Raw genomic sequence first — 23,964 nt, 5'->3', positions numbered from 1 at the left:
ATGACTCAGCATGCGCTCGAACACACGGAGCACGGGAACACGGCCGAGGAGCTGCTCGGGCGCATCGGGCAGCTGACGCGGCAACTGCGCGAAGGGCTGCGTGAACTCGGCCTGGACAAGCAGGTCGCCAAGGCCGCGCAGGCCATTCCCGACGCACGCGACCGGCTGGGCTACATCGCCACCATGACCGAGCGCGCCGCGCACCGTGCGCTCAACGCCATCGACCTCGCGCAGCCGCTGCAGGAAGACCTCGCTACCAACGCCAAGGGCCTGAGCCAGCGCTGGGACGAGTGGTTCGCCAACCCGGTCGAGCTCGACCATGCGCGCCAGCTCGTGATGGACACGCGCGGCTACCTCAAGGACGTGCCCGGCAAGGCCGGCGCGATCAACACGCAGCTGATCGAGATCCTGATGGCCCAGGACTTCCAGGACCTGACCGGCCAGGTCATCAAGAAGATGATGGAAGTGGTCAACGATGTCGAGACGCAGCTGCTGCAGGTGCTGATCGACAACTCGCACGGCGACAAGCGCCACGAGCCGGAGCCCGAGCAGAACAGCCTGCAGAACGGCCCGCAGGTCCGCGCCGACAACCCCGACGCCGTGACCGGCCAGGCGCAGGTGGACGACCTGCTCGAGAGCCTGGGCTTCTGATCCCCGCCGTGCTCAGACCGTGAGCACGACCTTGCCGGCGTGCGCGCCGCGCTCCAGGTACGCGTGCGCTTCTGCCGCCTCGGCCAGCGCGAAGCGGCGGTCGATGCGCATTGCGAAGCGGCCGTCGGCCAGGCCCGCGTCGATGAACTGCAGTGCGCGCCGCAGCGCCTCTTCATCGCGCGGCAGCCCCATGCTCGCCGATCCCGTGAACTCGAGCACCTTGTAGACGTGGAAGCGCCAGCTCCGGCGGAACTGGGCCGTGGCGGGGTACGCGAGCTCCGCGCCGCCCGACAGCCCGTAGAGCAAATACCAGCCGCGCGGCGCCACGACGTCGCCCAGGCGCCCGAACAGCGGACCGCCGACGCCGTCGTACACCAGGTCGACGCCGCGCCCGCCGGTGTGGCCGAGCACCGCCTGCACCACGTCCTCGGCCTGCGTCACCACCACGTGCGTCGCGCCCGCGTCGAACATCGCCTGGCGCTTCGCGGCCGTGCGCGTGGTGGCGATCGCCACCAGGCCCTCGGCGCGCGCCATCTGCAGCGCCGCCAGCCCGGTGCCCGACGAAGCGCCGGTGACCAGCACCGTGCCGCCGCGGCGCAGGCGCGCGATCTCGAACAGCGCGAAGTAGCCCGTGAGAAAGGCCATGTACGCGGTGGCCGCCTGTTCGGCCGAAAGCCCGGTGGGGTGGCGCACCACGTGCGTGGCCGGGAACAGGATGCGCTCGCCATAGGTCGGATAGCGCCCCTGGTGCGCGCCCGGCAGCACCGCCACGCGGTCGCCGACCGCAAGGCCCTGCACGCCCGCGCCGACCGCGTCCACGATGCCCGCGGCCTCGTTGCCCAGGCCGCTCGGCAGTTGCGCGTCCTCGATGTAGAGCCTGCGGCGCCACAGCACGTCGGCCCAGTTCAGGCCGATCGCCTGCACCGCGATGCGGACCTCGCCGGCCGCGGGCTCGGGTGTCGGAAGCGTTTCGGTCTCGAGGACCTCGGGGCCGCCGAAGGCGTGAAAGCGAACCATCCTGGGCATGTGAATCTCCTTTGGGGGTTGAGTGCGTCTGCGACGAATGTAGGAAGCGCACCGCCCGATGGGAAATCGACAGATCACATAATCGCCATGCGAAACATCGATCGTGGATGCCGCCCTTGAATCTCGCCGAACTCAACCGCATCGACCTGAACCTGCTGACCGTGCTCGCGGCGCTGATGCGCGAGCGGCACGTGAGCCGCGCGGCCGAGCGGCTCCACATCGGCCAGCCCGCGCTGAGCCATGCGCTCGCGAAGCTGCGCAAGCTCACGGGCGATCCGCTCTTCGTGCGCCAGGGGCGCGAGATGGCGCCCACGCCGCGCGCGATCGCGTTGATGCAGAGCCTCGGTCCGGCGCTCGAGCAGATCGAATCGAGCTTCCGCGCCGAGTCGAGCTTCGACCCCGCGCAGGCGCAGCCGGTGTTTCGCATCGGCCTGACCGACGACCTGCAGATCGCGCTGCTGCCCAGGCTGCTGCACATCCTGCGCGCCGAGGTGCCGCATGCGAGGCTCGTCGCCTCGACCGTGAGCCACCGCGATGCGGCGCGGCATCTGCACGATGGGCGTGTGAGCACGGTGTTGGCTTACCTCGAAGCGCTGCCGGCCGGTGCCAAGGTGCGGCGCCTCGCGACGGCGCGCTATGCAGTGCTGCGCGCCGATGCCGCGAAGGCGCCGCTCACGCTCGACCAATTCTGCGCGCGGCCGCATGCGCTCGTGAGCTTCGCGGAGGATCTGCGCGGCTTCGTCGACGATGCGCTGTCGGCGCTCGGCCGCGCGCGGCGCGTGGCCGTCTCGATCCCGCAGTTCGGCAGTCTGCCCGCGGTGCTCGCGGGCACCGACCTGCTCGCGACCGTCCCGGCCTACCTGGCGGCCGAGCTGTGCTCGCAGAACGCCGGCCTGCGCAGCGAGCCGCTGCCTTTCGAAAGCCCGGCGTATGCGATCTCGATGTGCTGGCGCGCGGCGGCCGATAGGGATCCGGCCGAGCAATGGCTGCGCGGCGCGCTGGTGCGCGCCTTCGAACCGGGCTGAAGAACGCGGCTGACGCTCAGAGCACATCCTTCAGATGCGCCCGCAGCCGGCTGATCGCCTGGCTGTGCAGCTGGCACACGCGCGACTGGCTCACCTCGAGGATGGCGCCGATCTCGCGCAGGTTCAGTTCTTCCTCGTAGTACAGGTTCAGCAGCAGCTGGTCGCGTTCGGGCAGCGCGGCGATCGCGTCGACCAGCTGGTGGCGAAAGCCCGATTCGAGCAGCTGCGCGAGCGGGTCGTCGCTGCCGGTGCCGTTGTCGTTGCGTGCCTGCCGGTCGAGCCAGGGGTTGTCGGATTCGCCGTCCTGCGCGAAGTCCTCGACGTAGAGCAGCTGGCAGCCCTGGATGTCCTGCAGCAGCGACTGGTATTCGTCCAGCTCCATGTTCAGCGCCTTGGCGATCTCGCCTTCGGTGGCGGGACGGCCGAGCTGGTGCTCGAGCGACTGGATGGCCTGTTCCACCTTGCGCGACGACTGCCGCAGGCCGCGCGAACCCCAGTCGCTGGCGCGCAGCTCGTCGAGCATGGCGCCGCGGATGCGCTGGCTGGCGAAGGTCTCGAACTGCGCGCCGCGGTTGTCCTGGTAGCGCGTGGAGGCATCGAGCAGGCCGATCATGCCGGCCTGGATCAGGTCGTCGAGCTCCACGCTCGCGGGCAGCTTGGCCAGCATCTGCAGCGCCATGCGGCGCACCATCGGCTGGTGCTGCTTCAGCAGGTGCGATTTCTCAAAGGTTCCCTGTGCGGTATACACGGTCGTCCTCTTCCTCGTTGGCAGGTTCCGGCATCAGGGCCTCGGGCCGCCAGAGCGCGGCCCTGGCGTCCTGCGGCCGCGCGGCCGGGCGCCATGGCCACTGCGACACGGCGGCGGCGATGACGCGAAAATCCACGGCGGCCGGACTGGTCGGGAAGGCCTCCACGACGGTCTGGCCCAGCCGCCTGGCGTCGGGCATGTGCGGATCGGTGCGGACCCAGCCCGCGGGCTGCATCGAGACCGCGAGGTAGCGGCTGCCCGTGTCGACCAGGTTGGCCATGGTCTGGCGCGCGGCCTCGGGGTCGGCGACCCGGTTGATCAGCAGGCGCAGCTGCCGGAGCGCATGGGCGTAGTGCAGCCGCTTGATGCCCGAATAGGTGGCGGTGATCGAAGCCGGGTTCGGCTGCAGCACCACCACCAGCTCGTCGGCCATGCGCGCGAGCGGCGACAGGTTGCCGACGCCGTCGAGCGCCGCATCGACCAGGATCATGTCGCCGCTCCACAGCAGGCGCGGATCGGTGTGGTCGGGCTGGCCGCCGAGCGGCGCGGGCAGCACGCTGACGCCGCCGGGCGTGCGCGCGGCGGCGCCGTCGCAGGTGAGCCGCTTGTAGACCACGTCGGCGAGCGTGCCGAGCGGGTCGAGCGCCCATTCGGCCGAGACCGAGTTCATCTCGAGGCTGTGCTCGTCGAGCAGCAGCACGTCCTTGCCCATGTGGGCGAGCGCGGCGCCCAGGTTCATCGCGGTGGTCGTGGCGCCCGGCTGGTGCCCCATGCTCGCGATGGCGATGATGCGCGCGGACGACTGCGCCAGCAGCCGCCGCAGCCCGTCGGCCTGATCGGAAACCAGCTTGCTCACGTGTCCAGCGCCTCCAGCAGCAGGAACAGCTTGCCCACGCCCGCATACAGCACGTTGCCCGTGACCGGCCGGCCGGCGCGCACCTGGCGGCCGGTGAGCTGTGCCAGCAGGGTGCGCGCGCGCACGGCCCAGTCGGCGTCGGCCTGCAGCAGGCGCCACACGGTGGTCGTGATCTGGCCCGCGATCAGCAGGCGCTTCATCATGTGCGGATCGCCGGCCTCGCCGAGTCCGCCGAGCACCGCGAGGCCCTGGCGCAGCAGCCGGAAGCAGGGCTCCGCCTCGGCGGCCCAGGCCTGCCACTGCGCCAGGCGGTGCAGCGGAACGGCGTCGGTGCCGATGTTGGAGAGCGCATAGCCCTGCGCCAGCACCTTGCGGCTGCGCGGGTCGACCACGCGGGTGGCGATGCAGCGCAGGCCGGGAAGGCCGCCGTCGGTGCGCAGCGTCACGCTGGCCTGGGCTTCCATCTGCAGGGCGACGCGGCCCTTGAAGCGCAAGGCACGCGCTTCGCCATAGGCGAAGTCCAGGCCGTTGAGCGTCGCGTATTCGCCGGTGCGCGGATCGGTCACGGCGGTGGAGCCGGGCACGCGCGCGAGCCACTGCTGGTGCTGCACCTGCCACTGGAGCATGAGTTCGCCCGAGGGCAGCCGCGGCAGCATGTGCACCACGGGCCGGCCGAAGTCCTGCTGGCGCAGCCACTGCACCTGGCGCACGCCGGGCTTGCGCATCGGGTCGGCGGCATTGCGGGTGGCGGCGGTGGAGAGCCACTGGTTGGGTGCCGCGAGCGGCTGGCCGGTGCGGTCCGACAGCAGCAGGCTGCCCTGGCAGTGGTAGGCATCGCTGCCGTCTTCGGACTTGAGGCCGACCTGGCCGCCGAGCGCGAGCAGGTGCGTGTCGCAGCCCGTGGCGACTTCGTGGGCGGCATGCGTCATCAGGGTCTGCAGCACGGCCTTGTGGCCGATCTCGTCGTCGCCCGCCTGGCGCCAGAGCGCGCGCGCCTGCTCGAAGCCGAGCGGCGCGGCGGCCAGGGCGGAGGCGGTGGCGGCCACTTCCTGCGCATCGTGCGCCATGGCTTCGATCAGGCGCCGGTACTGCAGGCGCTGCCGCTCGGCCTCGGCCTGGGCCGACGTGGCCGCGGCGTTCGCGGCGGCGGCCGCGTCGTGCAGGTCGCCTTCGCCCGGCACGAACAGCGCGCTGCGGCTGTTGGCCTGGAAGGCGCTGTCCACCAGCTGCGCGCGGTCGGCGCGCATCAGGTTCTCGGGCACCTTCTGGCCGCTCGAGACGTAGTGCACCGGCAGGCGGTGGCGGATCACGGTGTCGATCAGCGCGCCCGGATGGGTGGCCTCGTCGACCTTGGTGAAGATGCAGCCCGCGAGTTCGCTGTCGCTGCCGTGCCGGTACGCATGCACCACTTCGTTGAGCGTGTCGCCGTGGCTGGTCGCATTGAGCAGCAGCAGCCGCTTCACCGGACGGTGGCTGCTGCAGAGCATCGCGATCTGGTCGGAGACGGCGCGGTCGCGCTGGCTCATGCCGACGGTGTCGATCAGCACCATGTGCTTCTCGCGCAGGTCCTGCAGCACCAGGTGCAGGTCGGCCGCGTCCTTCACGGCATAGACCGGCACGTTGAGGATCTGGCCGTAGATGCGCAGCTGCTCGTAGGCGCCGATCCGGTAGCTGTCGGTGGTGACCAGCGCGAGCTTGTCGGCGCCGAAGCGCATCACGCAGCGTGCCGCGAGCTTGGCGGTGGTGGTGGTCTTGCCGACGCCCGTGGGACCCATCAGCGCGTACACGCCGCCCTGCGCGAGCAGCGCGTCCTCGTCGTCATGCACGGGCAGCGTGCGGATCAGCTCCGAGCGCACGAAGGCCATGCCCTGGGCGTAGCTCTGGCCCGTGGGCAGGTGCTCCAGCATGGCCTTGGAGAGCCGTGCGCTGAAGCCGGCGCCGAGCAGCGTGCGCAGCAGGCGCCCGCGCATCGGATCGCGGCGCTGCTTGTCGTTCCAGGCCACGCCGGCGAGCTGCTCCTCGATCATGCAGCGCATCGAATGCAGTTCGCCGAGCACGCTGTCGGCCGCCAGCGTCGCGGGCGCCGGCGCCACCGGCGCGGGGGCGGGCGGCGGGGTGAGCGTGAGCACGGGCGCGGCCGGCGCCGGCGGCTGCACGGGCGGCGGCGGGGCGATGGGTGCCTTGGCGTGCACCTCTTCCACGTCCTGCTGCACCATGGCGACGATCTCGACGCCTTCGGCAATCACGCGGTTGGTGAGCACGATCGCTTCGTCGCCGAGCGCCTCGCGCGCCATGCGGAGGGCCTCCCGGCTCGTGGGCGCGACGAACTTGCGCGCGCTGGTCCGGACGTCTGTGTGCGTGTTCAAACTCTTCCTCCGATGGTGGCGGTGATCTTGATGTTGCGGGTGTCAGGAATCTCCGCGTGGGAGAGAACCTTGAGCTGGCGGAAGCTGCGGCGCAGGAAGCGCGCAAGCAGCACGCGCAGCGAATGCTGGACGACCAGCACCGGCGCCAGGCCCAGCTGCTCCTGCCGCACGATGGCGGCGCGGGTCTGCTGCATGAGGCTGTTGGCGAGGCCGGGCTCGATGCCGTTGTTGTTGGTGAGCGCCTGGTGCAGCACGCCGTCGAGCGCGCCGTCCAGGCCGATGACCTGCAGCTCCGAGTCGCCCGGGAACAGCTGCTGCGTGATCGCGCGGCCGAGCGCCAGGCGCGCCAGCGAGGTGAGCTCGGCCGCGTCCTTGACCGTGGGCGCATGCTCGGCCATCACGTCGAGGATGGTGCGCATGTCGCGGATCGGCACTTCCTCGTCGAGCAGGTTCTGCAGCACCTTGTGCAGCGTGCTCAGCGACATGACCTTGGGCACCAGGTCCTCGGTCAGCTTGGGCTCGGTCTTGCCGATCTGGTCGAGCAGCTGCTGCACTTCCTGGCGGCCGAGCAGCTCGGCGGCATGCAGCTGGATCAGGTGGTTCAGGTGCGTGGCCATGACGGTGCAGGCATCGACCACCGTGTAGCCCATCACCTGGGCCTCCTGGCGCAGGCCGGCGTCGATCCAGACCGCGGGCAGGTGGAAGGCCGGATCCTGCGTGGGCGTGCCCGGCAGCGTGCCGGTGACCTGGCCGGGGTTGATCGCCATCCACTGGTTGGGGAAGGCTTCGCCGCGGCCGATCTCCACGCCCTTGAGGCTGATCACGTAGCTGTTGGGCGCGATCTCGAGGTTGTCGCGGATGTGCACCACCGGCGCGAGGAAGCCCAGGTCCTGCGCGATCTTCTTGCGGATGCTCTTGATGCGGCCCAGCAGCTCGCCGTTCTGCGTCTGGTCCACGAGCGGGATCAGCCGGTAGCCGACTTCCATGCCGAGCGGATCGACCATCGCCACGTCGTCCCAGGTCGCTTCGGGCGTCTCGGGCGGCGGCGCCGCCTGCACCGCGGCGGCTGCGGCGGCGGCCTTCTCCGCGGCGACGCGGGGCGCGCGCTGCATGATGCGCCGGCCCAGCCATGCGAGGCCGCCGGCGATCAGCAGGAAGGCGAGGTTCGGCATGCCCGGGATCAGGCCCATCAGGCCGATCAGGCCCGCCGTCAGGAACAGCACCTGCGGATTGGAGAAGAGCTGGCCGGTGAGCTGGCGCCCCACGTCCTCGTCGGTGGTCACGCGCGAGACGATCACGCCCGCGGCGGTCGAGATCACGAGTGCGGGAATCTGCGCCACCAGGCCGTCGCCGATCGCGAGCAGCGTGTAGGTCTTGCCGGCGGTGGAAAAGTCGAGGCCGTGCTGGAGCATGCCCACCACCAGCCCGCCGACGATGTTGATCACGAGGATCAGCAGGCCGGCCACCGCGTCGCCGCGCACGAACTTGCTGGCACCGTCCATCGAGCCGTAGAAGTCGGCCTCCTGCGCCACCTCGGTGCGGCGCTTGCGCGCCACGTCCTCGCCGATCAGGCCGGCGTTGAGGTCGGCGTCGATCGCCATCTGCTTGCCGGGCATCGCGTCGAGCATGAAGCGCGCGCCGACCTCGGCGATGCGGCCCGCGCCCTTGGTGATCACCATGAAGTTGATGATCACCAGGATGATGAACACCATGACGCCGACCGCGAAGTTGCCGCCCACCAGGAAGTGGCCGAAGGCCTCGATCACCTTGCCCGCGGCATCCGGGCCGGTGTGGCCGTGCATCAGCACCACGCGGGTGGAGGCCACGTTGAGCGACAGCCGCAGCAGCGTGGAGAACAGCAGCACCGCGGGGAAGGCCGCGAAGTCCAGCGCCTTCATCGTGTACATGCTCACCAGCAGCACCATCACCGACATGGCGATGTTGAAGGTGAACAGCATGTCGAGCAGGAAGGGCGGCAGCGGCAGCACCATCATGCTCATGATGAGCACGATCAGGATCGGGCCGGCCAGGCCCTTCCACTGGGCGCCGGAGAAGAGTTGCGCCGGCAGGCGCGTCAGGTTTGCCATCGCGTTCATGCGGCGTCCAGCGTGTATTCGAGCGATTTCGGAATCGGGAGGTCGGAAGGGGTGCGCGGCGCTTCGCCACCCTCGGCCTGCCAGCGCTTGAGCTGGTAGACCCAGGCGAGCACTTCGGCCACGGCGGTGTAGAGGCCGGCGGGAATCTCGTCGCCGAGCTTGGTGTGCTTGAACAGCGCCCGCGTGAGCGGTGGCGCCTCGAGGATCGCGACCTTGTTCTCGCGCGCGATCTCGCGGATGCGCGCGGCCACCAGGTCGGAGCCCTTGGCCACCACGCGCGGTGCGCGCATCTCGTTGTCGACGTACTTCAGCGCCACCGCGAAGTGCGTCGGGTTGGTCACGACGATGTCGGCCTTCGGCACCTCGGCCATCATCCGGCGGCGCGCCATCTGCTGCTGCTGGCGGCGGATCTGCGCCTTGATGTGCGGGTCGCCCTCGCTTTCCTTGTGCTCCTGGCGCAGGTCCTCGCGCGACATGCGCAGCTTGCGGTAGTAGCTCCAGAGCTGGAACGGCACGTCGATCAGCGCCACCAGCAGCAGCGAGGCGGCGATCAGCACGCAGTTGTGCGCCACCAGGCCGATCATCTTCGGCAGCGCGGAGCGCTCCGACTGCGCCATCAGCGCCGAGACCTCGTCCATGTTGCCCATGATCACCAGCCAGGCCACGCCGCCGATGAGCAGCGACTTCGCCAGCGCCTTGATCAGCTCCGACAGCGACTGGAACGAGAACATGCGCCCGATGCCGGCGATCGGGTCGAGCTTGTCGAACTTCGGCGCGAGCGACTTGGTCGAGAGCAGCCAGCCGCCGAGCATCAGCGGCCCGGCCACCGCGGCGATCATCATCAGGCCGAACAGCGGCGCCAGCGCGAGCAGCGACTCGAAGGCCATGAGCCCGGCGCGCGCGAGCATGTGGGAGGGATCGAAGGCCGTGGCGCGGTCGAAATGCAGGCCCTGCGCCAGGGCGCCGCGCATCGTGGCGCCCAGCGAGCCCGAGGTCAGCCAGAGGCCGGCGCCGGCCGCGCCCAGCAGTACGAAGGTGGAGAGCTCGCGCGACCGGGGCACGTTGCCTTCCTCGCGCGCCTTTTCCAGGCGCTGCGGGGAGGCAGGTTCGGTTTTTTCGAGGTCGCTTTCTTCAGCCATGGGTGCTCCGGGCGAGCGTTGGCGACACGGCGCCTGCTCATGGCTGATTGTTCGTTCGGGGGCCTCCGGACAATCGGTCGATCAGCGCGGGCATTTGCCCGCTGCTTGGATGATCGGGTGCCTAGGCGGCGGCCGGGCCCGCGTCGGCGGGGGGCGCCGGGGCCGCCGCGGCGCCAGGAGCCGCCGGCATGGGCGCGGGCGCCGCCGCCGCCGCGTAGGGCGCCAGCGGCAGCTGCGCCGCATGCAGCCGCTCCAGGATCGTGAACAGCAGGTCGCTGCGCACGCCGCCCGCAAGGCGCGGGCTGGACACATAGGCGATCGCCTGGAACACGAGCAGGCCGTTCTCGATGCCCTCCAGCGTGAGCGAGGGGGCCGGCGTGTCCAGCACGCCCTCGTGCGCGCGGCAGGCCTCCAGCATCAGATCGCGCACGCGCGGGGCGTCGGTGGTCAGCGGCATCGGCAGGCGGATTAGAACGCGGCCTTCCGCGTTCGTCAGCGTCATGTTCCGCACCGTCTTCGTGATGAACTCCGAGTTCGGCACGATCACCGTCGAGCGGTCGCCGAGCTGGATCTCCGTCGCCCGCACGTTGATGCGCCGCACGTCGCCCTCGGTCGTGCCCAGCACCACCCAGTCGCCGACCTTCACCGGCTGCTCCGCGAGCAGGATCAAGCCCGAGATGAAGTTCTGCACGATGGCCTGCAGGCCGAAGCCGATGCCCACCGACAGCGCGCTCGCGATCCAGGCGATGCGCTCGATGCCGATGCCCAGCGCCGAAAGCGAGAACGCGACCACCAGCACGCCGCCCACGTAGCCCAGCAGCGTGGCGATGGAGCTCTGCATGCCGGGCTCGAAGCGGGTGCTGGGCAGGTAGCTGCGCGCCAGCCAGCGCTTGAACACGCGCAGCGCGATGAAGCCGACCAGCGCCACCGCCGCGGCGCTCAGGATCGCGCCCGGCACGAGCTGGAACTCGCCCACCTTCACGCCCGTGCCGAACTTGCCGCTGCGTTGGAACACCTCGTCGGGCCCGGTGCCCAGCGGAGCGGCGAGCGCGATCAGCATGTAGAAGAACAGGCCCACCCGGCTCAGGCCGGAGAGCACCGTGGCGACCTGGTCCAGCGTCTGCGGCGCGAGGCCGAAGCTCTTCTGCAGCCGCTGCCCGAAGGCGCCGCGCGAGGACACGGCGGCCATGAACAGGTCGTCCGCGAACTTGAACAGCACGTAGAACGAGGCGGCGACGATCCCGCTCCAGGTGAGCTGCGAGGCGAGAAAGCTCCCGAGCGCCACGTAGCCCGCGGCCACCAGCACCCAGATCGCGACGACCACCACGCCGATGCACGCCACCAGCAGGCCGACCCACATCGGCCGCTCGGGCAGGCCGGCCTCGGCGGCGTCCGCGCGCAGCGCCTTCAGCCGCAGCACCACGGTGCCCACCAGCGCCGTGAGCACCAGCGCGGTGAGCACGTGGGTGGCCACCACGGCCGCGAAGCTCGCGTCGACCAGCGCATTGATCCGGGCGGGCGCCCAGGCCAGCGCGGCCACCAGCGCGACCAGCCACGGCAGGGCGCCGAGGCGGCTCGCCATCGCATCGGGAATCGGCGGCAGCCGCCAGCTCGGGCGGCCGGTGGCCAGCAGCGCGCGGCCCAGGCCGATGACGAAGGCCATGAACATCAGCGCCTGCGCCGCCGAGCGCAGCGCCTTGCGGGCTTCGGGCGCCCAGGTGGCGTGGTCCTCCAGCACGCTGACGAAGCCGTGCGCGGCCAGCCCGACCAGCAGCACGTGGCTGGCCACGATCGCGATCACCAGCAGCGAGCGCCGCAGCCGCCCGGTGGGCAGCATGCGGGCCGCGAGCCGCGTCAGCAGGTGCTCGGCGCCCCAGGTGCCGAGCACCGCGAGCAGCAGCGCCAGCGCCAGCGCGCCCACCACGCCGGCGCGCCTGCCGTCGCCGGTCGCCTGTGCGAAGCCGTCCTGCAGGGCGCCACCCATGGCCTGCAGGCGCTCGATGTCGTCCGGCCAGGCCTCGCGCAGGTCGCGCCAGAACTCGCCGCCCAGCGGCGAGGGCGCGCGCTCGGTGATCTGCGCCTCGAACAGCGCCCGGCGCTGGCCCACCAGCTCGGTGCCGCGCTGCCGCACGTCGATGGACAGCAGGCGCGCCAGCCGGATGTCGGCGTCCAGCGCGTTGCGCTCCTTGGTCAGGCTGGCGCGCTGGCGCGTGATGTCCGGGTCTTCGGTGGCGCCGGCGGCGGGCGGATTGCCGAGTTCGCCGAGCCGGGCGTTCAGGTCGGCCAGCTCGCCGGTGCGCGCGGCGACGAACTTCTCGGCCTGCACGCCGATCTCGTTGATCTGCGCCAGCAGCTGGCGCACGTTCGCGTCGGGCTCGGGCGTGCCGGCGATCTTGTTGAACCGGGCGCGCAGTTCGGCCACCGTGGGCTGGGGCTCGGGCGCCATGGTGGCGGCGCCGCCGACCGCATCGGGCTGCGCCACCGCGGCGCCGCACCACAGCAGGGCGGCCAGGCACAGGGCCATCAGGCGGGGTATCAGGCTCATGGCCGCCATCATAGGAGGCGCCGTTCTCCGGCCCCGGCGCGCCGGCCTGGCGCGGCGCGCGCAGGCGGGCTCAGCCGGCCGGGCTGAACAGGTCGACGCGGTCGGTGATGATGCCGTCGGTGCCCAGGGCGATCAGCCGCTCGGCGGCCCACTCGTCGTTGACCGTGTAGCTCAGCGCGCGCATGCCGGCGCCCTGCACCCGGGCCACGGTGGCCGCGTCCCAGAGCGCATGGTTGCAGACCACGGCGGCGCAGCCGAGGCCGGTGGCGGTTTCGAACCAGCCGTCGCGCCAGGTGTCGAGCAGCAGCCCGCGCGGCAGCCCGGGCGCGACCGTGCGTGCGCCCTCGAGCGATTCGGGCTGGAAGGAGGTCAGGAGCGGCGGGATGGCGGCGTTCTGCCAGAGCCGTGCGGCCTGGCGGGCGACCGCTTCGCCGGTGGCGCGCTCGGTGCCCGGCGTGGGCTTGATCTCGATGTTGAGCAGATGGCCGTTGGCGAGGCAGAAGCGCGCGAGGTTCTCGAGCGTGGCGAGCGGCTCGCCCGCGAAGGCGCGCGAATGCCAGCCGCCGGCGTCGAGCTGCGACAGCGCGCTCCAGGGCTGCGCGCCGCCGATGCCGCGGCCGTTGGTGGTGCGCTCGAGCGTGGCGTCGTGCAGCAGGAAGGCCACGCCGTCGGCGCTGAGCTTGGCATCGCACTCGAACATGCGATAGCCGTGCGCCGCGCCGAAGCGGAAGGCGGCCAGCGTGTTCTCGGGCGCGAGCTTGCCGGCGCCGCGGTGGGCGATCCAGCGCGGGTAGGGCCAGGCGGGGCTCATTCGGCGCGCTTGCCGGAGCCGGCGTCGAACCAGTGCAGCTTGTCCTGGCGCGCCGCGATGCGCACCGTGTCGCCGGGCACCGGCGGATGGTCGGCCTCGTCGGTGCGCATGATGATCTGCTCGTCGCCGATGCGGCCGTACACCAGGCGCTCGGCGCCCAGCAGCTCGACCTGCTCGACCTGCACCGACCAGCCGCTCTCGTCGAGCGTCATGTGCTCGGGGCGGATGCCGAGGATCTGGCCCGGGCGCACGCCGGGCGCGTGCTTGAGCAGGTTCATCGGCGGCGAGCCGATGAAGCTCGCGACGAAGGTGGTGGCGGGGCGCGAATACACCTCTTCGGGCGTGGCGAACTGGTCCATCACGCCGCCGTTCATCACGATGATGCGCTGCGCGAGCGTCATCGCCTCGACCTGGTCGTGCGTGACGAACAGCGAGGTGATGCCGAGCTCGCGGTGCAGCTTCTGGATCTCGAGGCGGGTCTGGGCGCGCAGCTTGGCGTCGAGGTTCGACAGCGGCTCGTCGAACAGGAACACCTTGGGCTGGCGCACGATCGCGCGGCCCATGGCCACGCGCTGGCGCTGGCCGCCCGAGAGCTCGCGCGGCTTGCGTTCGAGCAGGTGGCCGAGTTCGAGGATCTTCGCGGCCTTGTCGACGCGCACCTTGATCTCGTCCTTCGGCACCTTGGCGATCTTCAGGCCATAGGCCATGTTGGCGAACACGCTCATGTGCGGATAGAGCGCGTAGTTCTGGAACACCATCGCGATGTCGCGCTCCGAGGGCTCGAGCTGGTTCACCACGCGGCCGCCGATGGCGATGTCGCCGGCGGAGATTTCCTCCAGCCCGGCCACCATGCGCAGCAGCGTGGACTTGCCGCAGCCCGAGGGCCCGACGATGACGACGAACTCGCCGTGGTTCACCTCGGCGGAGACCCCGTGGATCACCTGGTTGGCCTTGGGGCCCTTGCCGTAGCGTTTGATGACGTTGCGAAGAGAGATGGCTGACATGTTGTCTGTTCTTGGTCTTAGAGGATGGCCAGCGCACGGACACGCACAGGGCCGAAGCGGGAAACACCGCGGAACCGGCTTTGCCGGGCCGCTGGTGTTGCCCCCTTGAGGGGGGAGTCGAGCCACACGAAGTGGGCGAGGGACGGGGGTGGGCTCATTTCTCAGTGTCGACTAAGCCCTTGACGAACCAGCGTTGCATCAGGATCACCACGAAGGCCGGCGGCAGCAGCGCCAGGATGGCGGTCGCCATCACGAGGTTCCAGTCCACCGCGGCGTCCCCCGAGGCGATCATGCGCTTGATGCCGATCACCACCGGGTACATGTCCTCGCTGGTGGTGGCCAGCAGCGGCCACAGGTACTGGTTCCAGCCGTAGATGAACTGGATCACGAACAGCGCCGCGATCGAGGTCTGCGACAGCGGCACCAGGATGTCCTTGAAGAAGCGCATCGGCCCGGCGCCGTCGATTCGGGCGGCCTCCACGAGCTCGTCGGGCACCGAGAGGAAGAACTGCCGGAACAGGAAGGTCGCGGTGGCCGAGGCGATCAGCGGGACCGTCAGGCCCGCGTAGGTGTTGAGCATGTTGAGGTCGGCCAGCACCTTGTAGGTGGGCAGGATGCGCACCTCCACCGGCAGCATCAGCGTCACGAAGATCAGCCAGAACACCAGCTTCTTGAACGGGAAGCGGAAGTAGACGATGGCGAAGGCCGACAGCAGCGAGATCGCGATCTTGCCGATGCTGATGACCAGCGCCGTCACCAGGCTGATCCACATCATGCGGCCCACCACCACGCGCGCGCCCTGGGTCTCGGTGCCGAGCAGCGCGGCGGTGTAGTTCTCGACCATGTGCGCGCCCGGCACGATCGGCATCGGCACGCGCAGGATCTCGTCGCGCGTGTGGGTGGAGGCGACGAAGGCCAGGTAGATGGGAAAGGCCACGATGGCGATGCCGAGGATCAGCACCACATGCGACAGGACGGTGAGGCCGGGCCGGCGTTCAACCATGGCGGATGCTCCGGAAGAGGAAGGAGGAAACGGGAAGAGGGCGGCGCATCAGTACTGGACCTTCTTTTCGACGTAGCGGAACTGGATCACCGTGAGCGCGACCACGATCACCATCAGCACCACCGACTGCGCGGCCGAGCCGCCGAGGTCGAGCGCGCGGAAGCCGTCGTGCCAGACCTTGTAGACCAGGATCGCGGTGTCGCGGCCGGGGCCGCCCTCGGTGGTGGCGTGCACGATCGCGAAGGTGTCGAAGAAGGCGTACACCACGTTGATCACGAGCAGGAAGAAGGTGGTGGGCGACAGCAGCGGGAACTGGATCGTGAGGAAGCGCCGCAGCGGCCCGGCGCCGTCGATGGCCGCGGCCTCGATCAGCGCCTTCGGGATCGATTGCAGCCCGGCGAGGAAGAACAGGAAGTTGTAGGAGATCTGCTTCCACACGGCCGCCACCACGATCAGCGTGAGCGCCTGGTTCGAGTTGAGCAGGTGGTTCCAGTCGATGCCCATCTTGCGCAGACCGTAGCTCACCACGCCGATGCTGGGCGAGAACATGAACACCCACAGCACGCCCGCGATGGCCGGCGCGACCGCGTACGGAATGATCAGGAAGGTCTTGTAGACCAGCGAGCCGCGCAGGATGCGGTCGGCGAAGATCGCGAGCATCAGCGACAGCGCGATGCCGATGCCGGCCACCAAGACCGAGAACAGCGCGGTGACCTTGAAGGATTCGATGTAGGCCGGGTCGTCGAACAGCGTCTGGAAGTTCTCCAGGCCGACGAAGACGGTCGAGGTGCCGAAGGCGTCCTCGGTCTGCATCGACTGCCAGATCGCCTGGCTCGCGGGCCAGAAGAAGAACACCAGGATCACCGCCATCTGTGGCGCGATCAGCAACCATGGCAGCCATGCCGACCGGAATAGAACGCGTTTTTCCATAACCCCTCGAATCCCTCCAAAAACGAAACGCCCGCCCCCGTTGCTCGTGCGGGGCGGGCGTGCGAGTCTACTGCGGCCGGAACGGCTCGGCGGCCGTGCCCCGCGTCAGCCCTTGTTGGCTTTCTGGAAGCGCTCGAGTTGCTCGTCGCCGCGCTTCACGGCCGCGTCCAGCGCTTCCTTGGCGGTCTTCTTGCCGTTCCAGATCTGCTCGGTCTCCTCGTCGATGATGGTTCGGATCTGCACGAAGTTGCCCAGGCGCACGCCACGCGACTTGTCGGTGGTCTTGCGGATCATCTGCGTCACCGCCACGTCGGTGCCCGGCTTCTCCTTGTAGAAGCCCGAGGCATCGGTCAGCTTGTAGGCCGCGGTGGTGATCGGCAGGTAGCCGGTGCGCTTGTGGCTTTCGGACTGCACCTTGGTGTCGGACAGGAAGTTGAAGAAGCTCGCCACGCCCTTGTAGTGGTCGGCCGGCTTGCCCGACATGACCCAGAGGCTGGCGCCGCCGATCACGGTGTTCTGCGGCGCGCCCTTCACGTCGGGGTAGTAGGGCAGGGTCGAGATGCCGTACTTGAACTTGGCGTCCTTGGCCACGCGCGCGTACAGGCCCGAGGAGCCGGTCATCATCGCGCACTCGCCCGAGGGGAAGGCGGCGTCGGCGGTGTTGTTGCGGCCCTTGTAGACGAAGGTGCCGTCCTTCGACATCTTGGCCAGGTTCTCGAAGTGCTTGACCTGCAGCGGCGCGTTGAAGGCCAGGCGCGCCGAGGTGCCGCCGAAGCCGTTGTTCTGCGTCGCGTACAGCGTGTTGTGCCAGGCCGAGAAGCTCTCGAGCTGGGTCCAGCTCATCCAGCTGGTGGTGAAGGGGCACTTGTGGCCGCTGGCCTTGAGCTTGTCGGCCGCGGCGATGACTTCGGGCCAGGTGGTGGGCGCCTTCTCGGGGTCGAGGCCGGCCGCCTTGAAGGCGTCCTTGTTGTAATAGAAGATCGTGGTCGAGCTGTTGAACGGGAAGCTCAGCATCTGGCCGTTGGGGGCGGTGTAGTAGCCCGAGACGGCCGGCACGTACACGCTGGGGTCGAACTTGGCGCCGCCGGAGTTCATCACCTCGCCGACGGGCTTGATCGCGCCCTTGGAAGCCATCATGGTGGCGGTGCCCACCTCGAACACCTGCAGGATGTCGGGCGCGTTGCCGGCGCGGAAGGCGGCGATCGCGGCGGTCATCGATTCGTCGTACTGGCCCTTGTAGGTGGGCACGACCTTGAATTCCTTCTGGCTCTCGTTGTATTGCTTGGCCAGGTCGTTGACCCACTCGCCGAGCGGGCCGCTCATCGAATGCCACCACTGGATCTCGGTCTGGGCATGGGCCGGAACGGCCAGCGTGGCGGCAAGCGCCGCGGCCGCGGCGAGCGTGTTGAATCGCATCAAAGAAGACTCCTGTGGAAGAAAAGCGCGGATGCTAGGCCATCCGTGTGACATTTACGTCGCATTTGCGCACGGACCCGCGCCATCCTCCAACCGGGAAAACCCCTTCGGCGCAGGGCTTGCCGCGGTGCGCGCACCGTCGTGCTGCGCCGCACCATGCTAGCATCGTCCTCCCCTTTTTCGGCCTAGCCTGTTGCCGTGGCCGGGGCACCGCGAGTACGCCATGAGCAGCAAGACCTCCCTCGACAAAAGCCGGATCAAGTTCCTTCTGCTCGAAGGCATCCATCCATCGGCCGTGGAGGTGCTGCGCGGCGCGGGCTACACCAACATCGAGTCGCTGCCGGGCGCGCTGCCCGACGCGGAGCTCAAGGCCAAGATCGCCGACGTCCACTTCCTGGGCATCCGCTCGCGCACGCAGCTCACGGCCGAGGTCTTCGCCGCGGCCCACAAGCTGGTGGCCGCCGGCTGCTTCTGCATCGGCACCAACCAGGTCGACCTCGAGGCGGCGCGCGAACATGGCGTGGCGGTCTTCAACGCCCCGTACTCCAACACCCGTTCGGTGGCCGAACTGGTGCTGGCCGAAGCCATCCTGCTGCTGCGCGGCGTGCCCGAGAAGAGCGCGGTGGCGCACCGCGGCGGCTGGCTCAAGTCGGCCGAGAACGCCTTCGAGATCCGCGGCAAGACGTTGGGCATCGTGGGCTACGGCTCGATCGGCGCGCAGCTGTCGGTGCTGGCCGAGGCGCTGGGCATGCAGGTGGCCTTCTACGACGTGGTCACCAAGCTGCCGCTGGGCAATGCGCGCCAGGTGCGCGAACTGCATCAGCTGCTGGCCCAGAGCGACATCGTGACGCTGCACGTGCCCGAGACGGCTGCCACGCAGTGGATGATCGGCGCGGCCGAGATCGCGGCGATGAAGCCGGGCGCGATCCTGATCAACGCCTCGCGCGGCACCGTGGTCGAGATCGAGCCGCTGGCCGAGGCCCTGAAGCAGAAGAAGCTGCTCGGCGCCGCGATCGACGTGTTCCCGGTCGAGCCGCGCAGCAACAAGGACGAGTTCCAGTCGCCGTTGCGCGGCCTCGACAACGTGATCCTCACGCCCCACATCGGCGGCTCGACCATGGAGGCGCAGGCCAACATCGGCCTCGAAGTGGCCGAGAAGCTCGTCAAGTACAGCGACAACGGCACCTCGACCTCGTCGGTCAACTTCCCCGAGGTGGCGCTGCCGGCCCATGCCGGCAAGCACCGGCTGCTGCACATCCACCGCAACGTGCCGGGCGTGCTGTCGGAGATCAACAAGATCTTCTCGGACAACGGCATCAACATCTCCTCGCAGTTCCTCCAGACCAACGAGAAGATCGGCTACGTGGTGATGGACATCGACGCGGCGCACTCGGACCTCGCGCTGGAGAAGCTGGCGAAGGTGAACGGGACGATCCGCAGCCGCGTGTTGTTCTGACGCTGGCGCAAGACCGGTCGCGCGCAAGGGCCCGGGCACTGCCCTAAAATCCCACCCCCGGCTATGTGGGCGCGCAGCGCCTGGCCGAGGTGCCACCCCGATGAATGCTCCGACCGCGTTGACCACGCTGTTGTCGCAGGCCGCAGAGCCTGTACGACTGCGCGAGATCCCCTACAACTACACCAGCTTCTCCGATCGCGAGATCGTGATCCGCCTGCTGGGCGAACGGGGCTGGGAACTGCTGCAGACCCTGCGCGCCGAACGCCGCACCGGCCGGTCGGCGCGCATGCTGTACGAAGTGCTCGGCGACATCTGGGTGGTCCAGCGCAATCCCTACCTCGTCGACGACCTGCTCGACAACCCGCGCCGGCGCGGCCAGCTCGTCGACGCGCTCAGGCACCGGCTCGCCGAAGTCCAGAAGCGCCGCACCCCCGACGCCGATCTTCCGCGCGACCAGCTCGTCGGCGAACTCACCGCGCTGGTGGGCCAGGCCGTCGCCGCCTTCGACACCACCTTCCGCGAGGTCGCCGCCCTGCGCCGCCAGGCCAATCGCGTGCTCGGCCGGCTCACCGCGAAGGACAACATCAAGTTCGACGGCCTCTCGCGCGTCTCGCACGTCACGGATGCCACCGACTGGCGCGTCGAGTACCCCTTCGTCGTGCTCTGCCCCGACACCGAGGCCGAGATGGCGCTGCTGGTCAAGGGTTGCATCGAGCTCGGCCTCACCATCATTCCGCGCGGCGGCGGCACCGGCTACACCGGCGGGGCGATCCCGCTGACCTGGAAGAGCGTCGTCATCAACACCGAGAAGCTCGAGGCCATGACCGAGGTCGAGATGGTCGCGCTGCCGGGCCTCGATGCGCCCGTGCCCACGATCTGGACCGAGGCCGGCGTCGTCACGCAGCGCGTGGCCGATGCGGCCGAGCGCGCGGGCTACGTGTTCGCGGTCGATCCCACCTCGGCCGAGGCTTCCTGCGTGGGCGGTAACGTCGCCATGAACGCCGGCGGCAAGAAGGCCGTGCTCTGGGGCACCGCGCTCGACAACCTCGCCTCCTGGCGCATGGTCACGCCGCAGGCCGAATGGCTGGAGGTCACGCGCATCGGCCACAACCTCGGCAAGATCCACGACGCCGAGAGCGCCGTCTTCGAGCTGCAGTACTACGCCGCCGACGGCCGCACCCCGCTGCGCACCGAGCGCCTCGAGATCCCGGGCCGCACCTTCCGCAAGGAGGGCCTCGGCAAGGACGTGACCGACAAGTTCCTCTCGGGCCTGCCAGGCATCCAGAAGGAAGGCTGCGACGGCCTCATCACCAGCTGCCGCTGGGTGGTGCACCGCATGCCGGCGCACACGCGCACCGTCTGCCTCGAGTTCTTCGGCAATGCCAAGGACGCGGTGCCGAGCATCGTCGAGATCAAGGACTTCATGTTCGCGGAGCAGAAGCGCTCGGCCGTGCTGCTCGCGGGCCTCGAACACCTCGACGACCGCTACCTCAAGGCCGTGGGCTACGCCACCAAGTCGAAGAAGCACGGCGGCCTGCCGAAGATGGTGCTGTTCGGCGACATCGCAGGCGACGACGCCGACGCGGTGGCGCGCGTCACTTCCGAGGTGGTGCGCATCGCCAATTCGCGCAGCGGCGAGGGCTTCATCGCGATCAGCCCCGAGGCGCGCAAGAAGTTCTGGCTCGACCGCAAGCGCACGGCGGCCATCAGCCGCCACACCAACGCCTTCAAGATCAACGAGGACGTGGTGATCCCGCTGCCGCGCATGGCCGAGTACAGCGACGGCATCGAGCGCATCAACATCGAGCTCTCGCTGAAGAACAAGCTGCAGCTCACCGACGAGCTCGAGGCCTTCCTGCTGCGCGGCAACCTGCCGCTCGGCAAGAGCGACGACGCGCACGAGATCCCGGCGGCCGAACTGCTCGAGGACCGCGTGGCGCAGGCCGTGGCGCTGGTGCAGGAGGTGCGCGCGCTCTGGGCCGGCTGGCTGCGCGACGTGGACGCGCTGTTCCCGCAGCTGCAGGACCACAGCCTGCGCGCGAGCTGGAAGACCCAGCTGCGCCAGCCGCTGCAGGAGATCTTCGCGGGCGCCGAGTTCGCGCCGATCGTCGCCGAGTGCGTGGCCATCCACCAGCGCGTGCTCAAGGGCCGCGTGTGGGTTGCGCTGCACATGCATGCGGGCGACGGCAACGTGCACACCAACATCCCGGTCAACAGCGACAACTACGAGATGCTGCAGACCGCGCATGCGGCGGTGGTGCGCATCATGGCGCTGGCGCGCAGCCTCGACGGCGTGATCTCGGGCGAGCACGGCATCGGCATCACCAAGCTCGAGTTCCTCAGCGACGAGGAGCTGCGGCCGTTCATGGAGTACAAGCGCCGCGTCGATCCCGAGGGCCGCTTCAACAAGGGCAAGCTGCTGCGCGCGCCGGCGGGCCAGCCGGCCGAGGAACTGCATGCCGACCTGACCAACGCCTACACGCCGAGCTTCGGCCTCATGGGCCACGAGTCGCTGATCATGCAGCAGAGCGACATCGGCGCGATCGCCGACAGCGTCAAGGACTGCCTGCGCTGCGGCAAGTGCAAGCCCGTGTGCGCCACGCACGTGCCGCGCGCCAACCTGCTCTACAGCCCGCGCAACAAGATCCTCGCGACCTCGCTGCTGGTGGAAGCCTTCCTCTATGAAGAGCAGACGCGCCGCGGCATCAGCATCAAGCACTGGGAGGAGTTCGAGGACGTGGCCGACCACTGCACGGTCTGCCACAAGTGCCTCACGCCATGCCCGGTGAAGATCGACTTCGGCGACGTGTCGATGAACATGCGCAACCTGCTGCGCAAGATGGGGCAGAAGAGCTTCCGCCCGGGCAACGCGGCCGCGATGTTCTTCCTCAACGCGACCAACCCGCAGACCATCAAGACGGTGCGCGCGGGCATGGTGGGCATCGGCTTCAAGGCGCAGCGCCTCGCCAACGACCTGCTGCGCGGCCTGGCGCGCCGGCAGACCGCCGCGCCGCCCGCCACGGTCGGCCCGGCGCCGGTCAAGGAGCAGGTGATCCACTTCATCAACAAGAAGATGCCGGGCAACCTGCCGAAGCAGACGGCGCGCGCGCTGCTCGACATCGAGGATGCCGACTACGTGCCGATCATCCGCAACCCGAAGGCCACCACCTCCGAGACCGAGGCGGTGTTCTACTTCCCGGGCTGCGGCTCGGAGCGCCTGTTCTCGCAGGTCGGGCTCGCGACGCAGGCCATGCTCTGGCATGCCGGCGTGCAGACGGTGCTGCCGCCCGGCTACCTGTGCTGCGGCTATCCGCAGCGCGGCAGCGGCCAGTACGACAAGGCCGAGAAGATGATCACGGACAACCGCGTGCTCTTCCACCGCGTGGCCAACACGCTCAACTACCTCGACATCAAGACCGTGGTGGTGAGCTGCGGCACCTGCTACGACCAGCTGCAGGGCTACCAGTTCGACAAGATCTTCCCGGGCTGCCGCATCGTCGACATCCACGAGTACCTGCTCGAGAAGGGCATCACGCTCGCCGACGCGGCGGGCGGCGGCTACCTCTACCACGACCCCTGCCATTCGCCGATGAAGCTGCAGGACCCGATGAAGACCGTGAAGGCGCTGGTCGGCGACAACGTGCTCAAGAACGACCGCTGCTGCGGCGAGTCGGGCACGCTGGGCGTGTCGCGGCCCGACATTTCCACGCAGATCCGCTTCCGCAAGGAAGAGGAACTGAAGAAGGGCGAGGCCGCGCTGCGCGCGGGCGGGAAGGTCGGCGAGAAGGAGAACGTGAAGATCCTCACCAGCTGCCCGAGCTGCCTGCAGGGCCTCTCGCGCTACGGCAACGACCTGAACAACGGCCTGCTCGAAGCCGACTACATCGTGGTCGAGATGGCCAACCGGCTCCTCGGCAGCGACTGGATGCCGCAGTACGTGGCGGCCGCCAACCAGGGCGGCATCGAGCGGGTGCTGGTATGAAGGCGCCCGGCTGCCCGCTGTGCGAAGGCCCCGGCGGCCGCCTGGTCCACCAGGGCGAGAAGCTGCGCGTGATCCATGCCGGGGAGCCCGGCTTCCCGGCCTTCTACCGCGTGGTCTGGAACGACCATGCACGCGAGTTCACCGACCTCGACGCGGCCGACCGCGTGCTCTGCATGGAGGCGGTGGCGCTGGTCGAACAGTGCCTGCGCGAGCAGCTCGCGCCGACCAAGATCAACCTCGCGGCGCTCGGCAACATGGTCGCGCACCTGCACTGGCACGTGATCGCCCGCTTCGACGGCGACACGCATTTCCCCGGCTCGGTCTGGGCACCGGTGCAGCGCGAGGCCGACCCGGCGCGCGATGCGGCGGTGGCCGCGCGCCTGCCGGCCCTCGAGGCCGCGATGACCGCGCAACTGCGCACAAGGAGTTTCTGATGGCAGGTCTGCAGGCCGGCGCACCGACGCCGCAATCGATCACCGTGCACGGCCAGTCGCGCGTGCTGGAGGTCGGCTTTTCCGACGGCGCCACGTTCCGGATCCCGTTCGAGCTGATGCGCATCTATTCGCCCTCGGCCGAGGTGCAGGGCCACGGGCCGGGGCAGGAGGTGCTGCAGACCGGCAAGCGCGATGTCGAGCTGGTCGATCTGCAGCCCGTCGGCAACTATGCCGTGCAGCCGGTCTTCAGCGACGGCCACGACTCGGGCATCTTCTCGTGGGACCTGCTCTACGAACTCGGCGCCAACGAAGCGCGGCTCTGGGCCGAGTACGAAAGCCGCCTCGCGGCGGCCGGCGTCGACCGCGACACGCCCATGCCCGGCAAGGGCGGCGGCTCGGCCTGCGGCAGCCATTGAAGAGCGTCTGCGCCGCCGGTCGGGTGCAGAAAAAGCAACAAAACCCGCGGTTCCAAAGGG

At 69.5% G+C, this 23,964-nt stretch carries 18 protein-coding genes; 6 read left to right on the top strand and 12 right to left on the bottom strand.

The genetic code is table 11. The features are described from left to right. Window positions 1–651, top strand: coding sequence for a protein phosphatase CheZ (gene cheZ / locus M2165_RS04850; RefSeq protein ID WP_280813548.1), 651 nt, complete (start codon window positions 1–3; stop codon window positions 649–651). A gap of 12 nt (window positions 652–663) precedes the next feature. Here cheZ and M2165_RS04845 read toward each other — a convergent pair whose 3' ends face one another. Beyond that, window positions 664–1,677 carry a zinc-dependent alcohol dehydrogenase family protein gene (locus M2165_RS04845; RefSeq protein WP_280813547.1) on the bottom strand — a complete coding sequence of 338 codons (1,014 nt, stop codon included), beginning with the start codon at window positions 1,675–1,677 and terminating at the stop codon, window positions 664–666. Window positions 1,678–1,784: 107 nt separating this feature from the next. Here M2165_RS04845 and M2165_RS04840 point away from each other — a divergent pair, with 107 nt between their 5' ends. Then, a complete protein-coding gene (locus M2165_RS04840; RefSeq protein ID WP_280813546.1) occupies window positions 1,785–2,702 on the top strand; it encodes a LysR family transcriptional regulator in 918 nt (305 codons plus the stop codon). A gap of 16 nt (window positions 2,703–2,718) precedes the next feature. Here M2165_RS04840 and M2165_RS04835 read toward each other — a convergent pair whose 3' ends face one another. The 11 genes from M2165_RS04835 to ugpB form a co-directional block, all read right to left on the bottom strand. Then, on the bottom strand, window positions 2,719–3,450 hold the full coding sequence (locus M2165_RS04835) for an RNA polymerase sigma factor FliA (protein ID WP_280813545.1): 732 nt from the start codon (window positions 3,448–3,450) through the stop codon (window positions 2,719–2,721). Next, complete coding sequence (locus tag M2165_RS04830) at window positions 3,425–4,306, bottom strand: flagellar biosynthesis protein FlhG (protein WP_280813544.1); 882 nt, start codon at window positions 4,304–4,306, stop codon at window positions 3,425–3,427. The genes M2165_RS04835 and M2165_RS04830 overlap by 26 nt, the downstream gene beginning before the upstream one ends. Next, on the bottom strand, window positions 4,303–6,672 hold the full coding sequence (flhF, locus tag M2165_RS04825; RefSeq protein ID WP_280813543.1) for a flagellar biosynthesis protein FlhF: 2,370 nt from the start codon (window positions 6,670–6,672) through the stop codon (window positions 4,303–4,305). Before flhF ends, M2165_RS04830 begins: the two co-directional genes overlap by 4 nt. Then, window positions 6,669–8,768, bottom strand: a complete 2,100-nt coding sequence (flhA, locus tag M2165_RS04820; protein WP_280813542.1) for a flagellar biosynthesis protein FlhA — start codon at window positions 8,766–8,768, stop codon at window positions 6,669–6,671. The genes flhF and flhA overlap by 4 nt, the downstream gene beginning before the upstream one ends. Then, a complete protein-coding gene (flhB, locus tag M2165_RS04815; protein ID WP_280813541.1) occupies window positions 8,765–9,907 on the bottom strand; it encodes a flagellar biosynthesis protein FlhB in 1,143 nt (380 codons plus the stop codon). Before flhB ends, flhA begins: the two co-directional genes overlap by 4 nt. Window positions 9,908–10,028: 121 nt before the next feature. Next, window positions 10,029–12,464, bottom strand: coding sequence for a DUF3772 domain-containing protein (locus tag M2165_RS04810; protein ID WP_348541042.1), 2,436 nt, complete (start codon window positions 12,462–12,464; stop codon window positions 10,029–10,031). A 58-nt stretch (window positions 12,465–12,522) separates the two neighbouring features. Beyond that, window positions 12,523–13,263, bottom strand: coding sequence for a glycerophosphodiester phosphodiesterase (ugpQ, locus tag M2165_RS04805; protein WP_280813539.1), 741 nt, complete (start codon window positions 13,261–13,263; stop codon window positions 12,523–12,525). Then, the gene (gene ugpC, locus M2165_RS04800) at window positions 13,260–14,267 is read right to left on the bottom strand and encodes a sn-glycerol-3-phosphate ABC transporter ATP-binding protein UgpC (protein ID WP_280813538.1); all 1,008 of its coding nucleotides are present in this window, start codon (window positions 14,265–14,267) and stop codon (window positions 13,260–13,262) included. The genes ugpQ and ugpC overlap by 4 nt, the downstream gene beginning before the upstream one ends. 154 nt (window positions 14,268–14,421) lie before the next feature. Next, on the bottom strand, window positions 14,422–15,270 hold the full coding sequence (gene ugpE, locus M2165_RS04795) for a sn-glycerol-3-phosphate ABC transporter permease UgpE (RefSeq protein WP_280813537.1): 849 nt from the start codon (window positions 15,268–15,270) through the stop codon (window positions 14,422–14,424). Window positions 15,271–15,318: 48 nt separating this feature from the next. After that, window positions 15,319–16,200, bottom strand: a complete 882-nt coding sequence (gene ugpA, locus M2165_RS04790; protein WP_280813536.1) for a sn-glycerol-3-phosphate ABC transporter permease UgpA — start codon at window positions 16,198–16,200, stop codon at window positions 15,319–15,321. 105 nt (window positions 16,201–16,305) lie between these two features. Then, window positions 16,306–17,616: a sn-glycerol-3-phosphate ABC transporter substrate-binding protein UgpB gene (gene ugpB, locus M2165_RS04785; RefSeq protein ID WP_280813535.1), complete on the bottom strand. Its 1,311-nt coding sequence runs from the start codon at window positions 17,614–17,616 to the stop codon at window positions 16,306–16,308. Window positions 17,617–17,839: 223 nt separating this feature from the next. On the opposite strand from ugpB, the gene serA reads away from it, so the two are divergent. The 4 genes from serA to M2165_RS04765 all read left to right on the top strand — a co-directional run bounded on the left by serA (window position 17,840) and on the right by M2165_RS04765 (window position 23,904). Continuing rightward, window positions 17,840–19,072 (top strand): phosphoglycerate dehydrogenase, encoded by a 1,233-nt coding sequence (serA, locus tag M2165_RS04780; protein WP_280813534.1) that lies wholly within the window; start codon window positions 17,840–17,842, stop codon window positions 19,070–19,072. Between the two features lie 100 nt (window positions 19,073–19,172). Continuing rightward, on the top strand, window positions 19,173–23,054 hold the full coding sequence (locus M2165_RS04775) for an FAD/FMN-binding oxidoreductase (protein ID WP_280813533.1): 3,882 nt from the start codon (window positions 19,173–19,175) through the stop codon (window positions 23,052–23,054). Beyond that, a complete protein-coding gene (locus M2165_RS04770) occupies window positions 23,051–23,488 on the top strand; it encodes an HIT family protein (protein WP_280813532.1) in 438 nt (145 codons plus the stop codon). Before M2165_RS04775 ends, M2165_RS04770 begins: the two co-directional genes overlap by 4 nt. After that, window positions 23,488–23,904 carry a DUF971 domain-containing protein gene (locus tag M2165_RS04765; RefSeq protein WP_280813531.1) on the top strand — a complete coding sequence of 139 codons (417 nt, stop codon included), beginning with the start codon at window positions 23,488–23,490 and terminating at the stop codon, window positions 23,902–23,904. The genes M2165_RS04770 and M2165_RS04765 overlap by 1 nt, the downstream gene beginning before the upstream one ends. Window positions 23,905–23,964 lie beyond the last annotated feature (60 nt).

It is taken from the genome of Variovorax sp. TBS-050B (assembly GCF_029893635.1).
Lineage (GTDB): Bacteria > Pseudomonadota > Gammaproteobacteria > Burkholderiales > Burkholderiaceae_C > Variovorax.
Note: the sequence above shows the minus strand (reverse complement) of the source record. Positions and strands in the feature narration are given on the sequence as shown.

Coding starts and splice junctions, on each gene's coding strand:
- ugpB (WP_280813535.1), bottom strand. CDS start 17,616: ATGCGATTCAACACGCTCGCCGCGGCCGCGGCGCTTGCCGCCACGCTG.
- M2165_RS04765 (WP_280813531.1), top strand. CDS start 23,488: ATGGCAGGTCTGCAGGCCGGCGCACCGACGCCGCAATCGATCACCGTG.
- M2165_RS04770 (WP_280813532.1), top strand. CDS start 23,051: ATGAAGGCGCCCGGCTGCCCGCTGTGCGAAGGCCCCGGCGGCCGCCTG.
- flhA (WP_280813542.1), bottom strand. CDS start 8,768: ATGAACGCGATGGCAAACCTGACGCGCCTGCCGGCGCAACTCTTCTCC.
- M2165_RS04845 (WP_280813547.1), bottom strand. CDS start 1,677: ATGCCCAGGATGGTTCGCTTTCACGCCTTCGGCGGCCCCGAGGTCCTC.
- serA (WP_280813534.1), top strand. CDS start 17,840: ATGAGCAGCAAGACCTCCCTCGACAAAAGCCGGATCAAGTTCCTTCTG.
- flhB (WP_280813541.1), bottom strand. CDS start 9,907: ATGGCTGAAGAAAGCGACCTCGAAAAAACCGAACCTGCCTCCCCGCAG.
- M2165_RS04775 (WP_280813533.1), top strand. CDS start 19,173: ATGAATGCTCCGACCGCGTTGACCACGCTGTTGTCGCAGGCCGCAGAG.
- ugpQ (WP_280813539.1), bottom strand. CDS start 13,263: ATGAGCCCCGCCTGGCCCTACCCGCGCTGGATCGCCCACCGCGGCGCC.
- M2165_RS04810 (WP_348541042.1), bottom strand. CDS start 12,464: ATGATGGCGGCCATGAGCCTGATACCCCGCCTGATGGCCCTGTGCCTG.
- ugpE (WP_280813537.1), bottom strand. CDS start 15,270: ATGGTTGAACGCCGGCCCGGCCTCACCGTCCTGTCGCATGTGGTGCTG.
- ugpC (WP_280813538.1), bottom strand. CDS start 14,267: ATGTCAGCCATCTCTCTTCGCAACGTCATCAAACGCTACGGCAAGGGC.
- M2165_RS04840 (WP_280813546.1), top strand. CDS start 1,785: ATGCCGCCCTTGAATCTCGCCGAACTCAACCGCATCGACCTGAACCTG.
- ugpA (WP_280813536.1), bottom strand. CDS start 16,200: ATGGAAAAACGCGTTCTATTCCGGTCGGCATGGCTGCCATGGTTGCTG.
- cheZ (WP_280813548.1), top strand. CDS start 1: ATGACTCAGCATGCGCTCGAACACACGGAGCACGGGAACACGGCCGAG.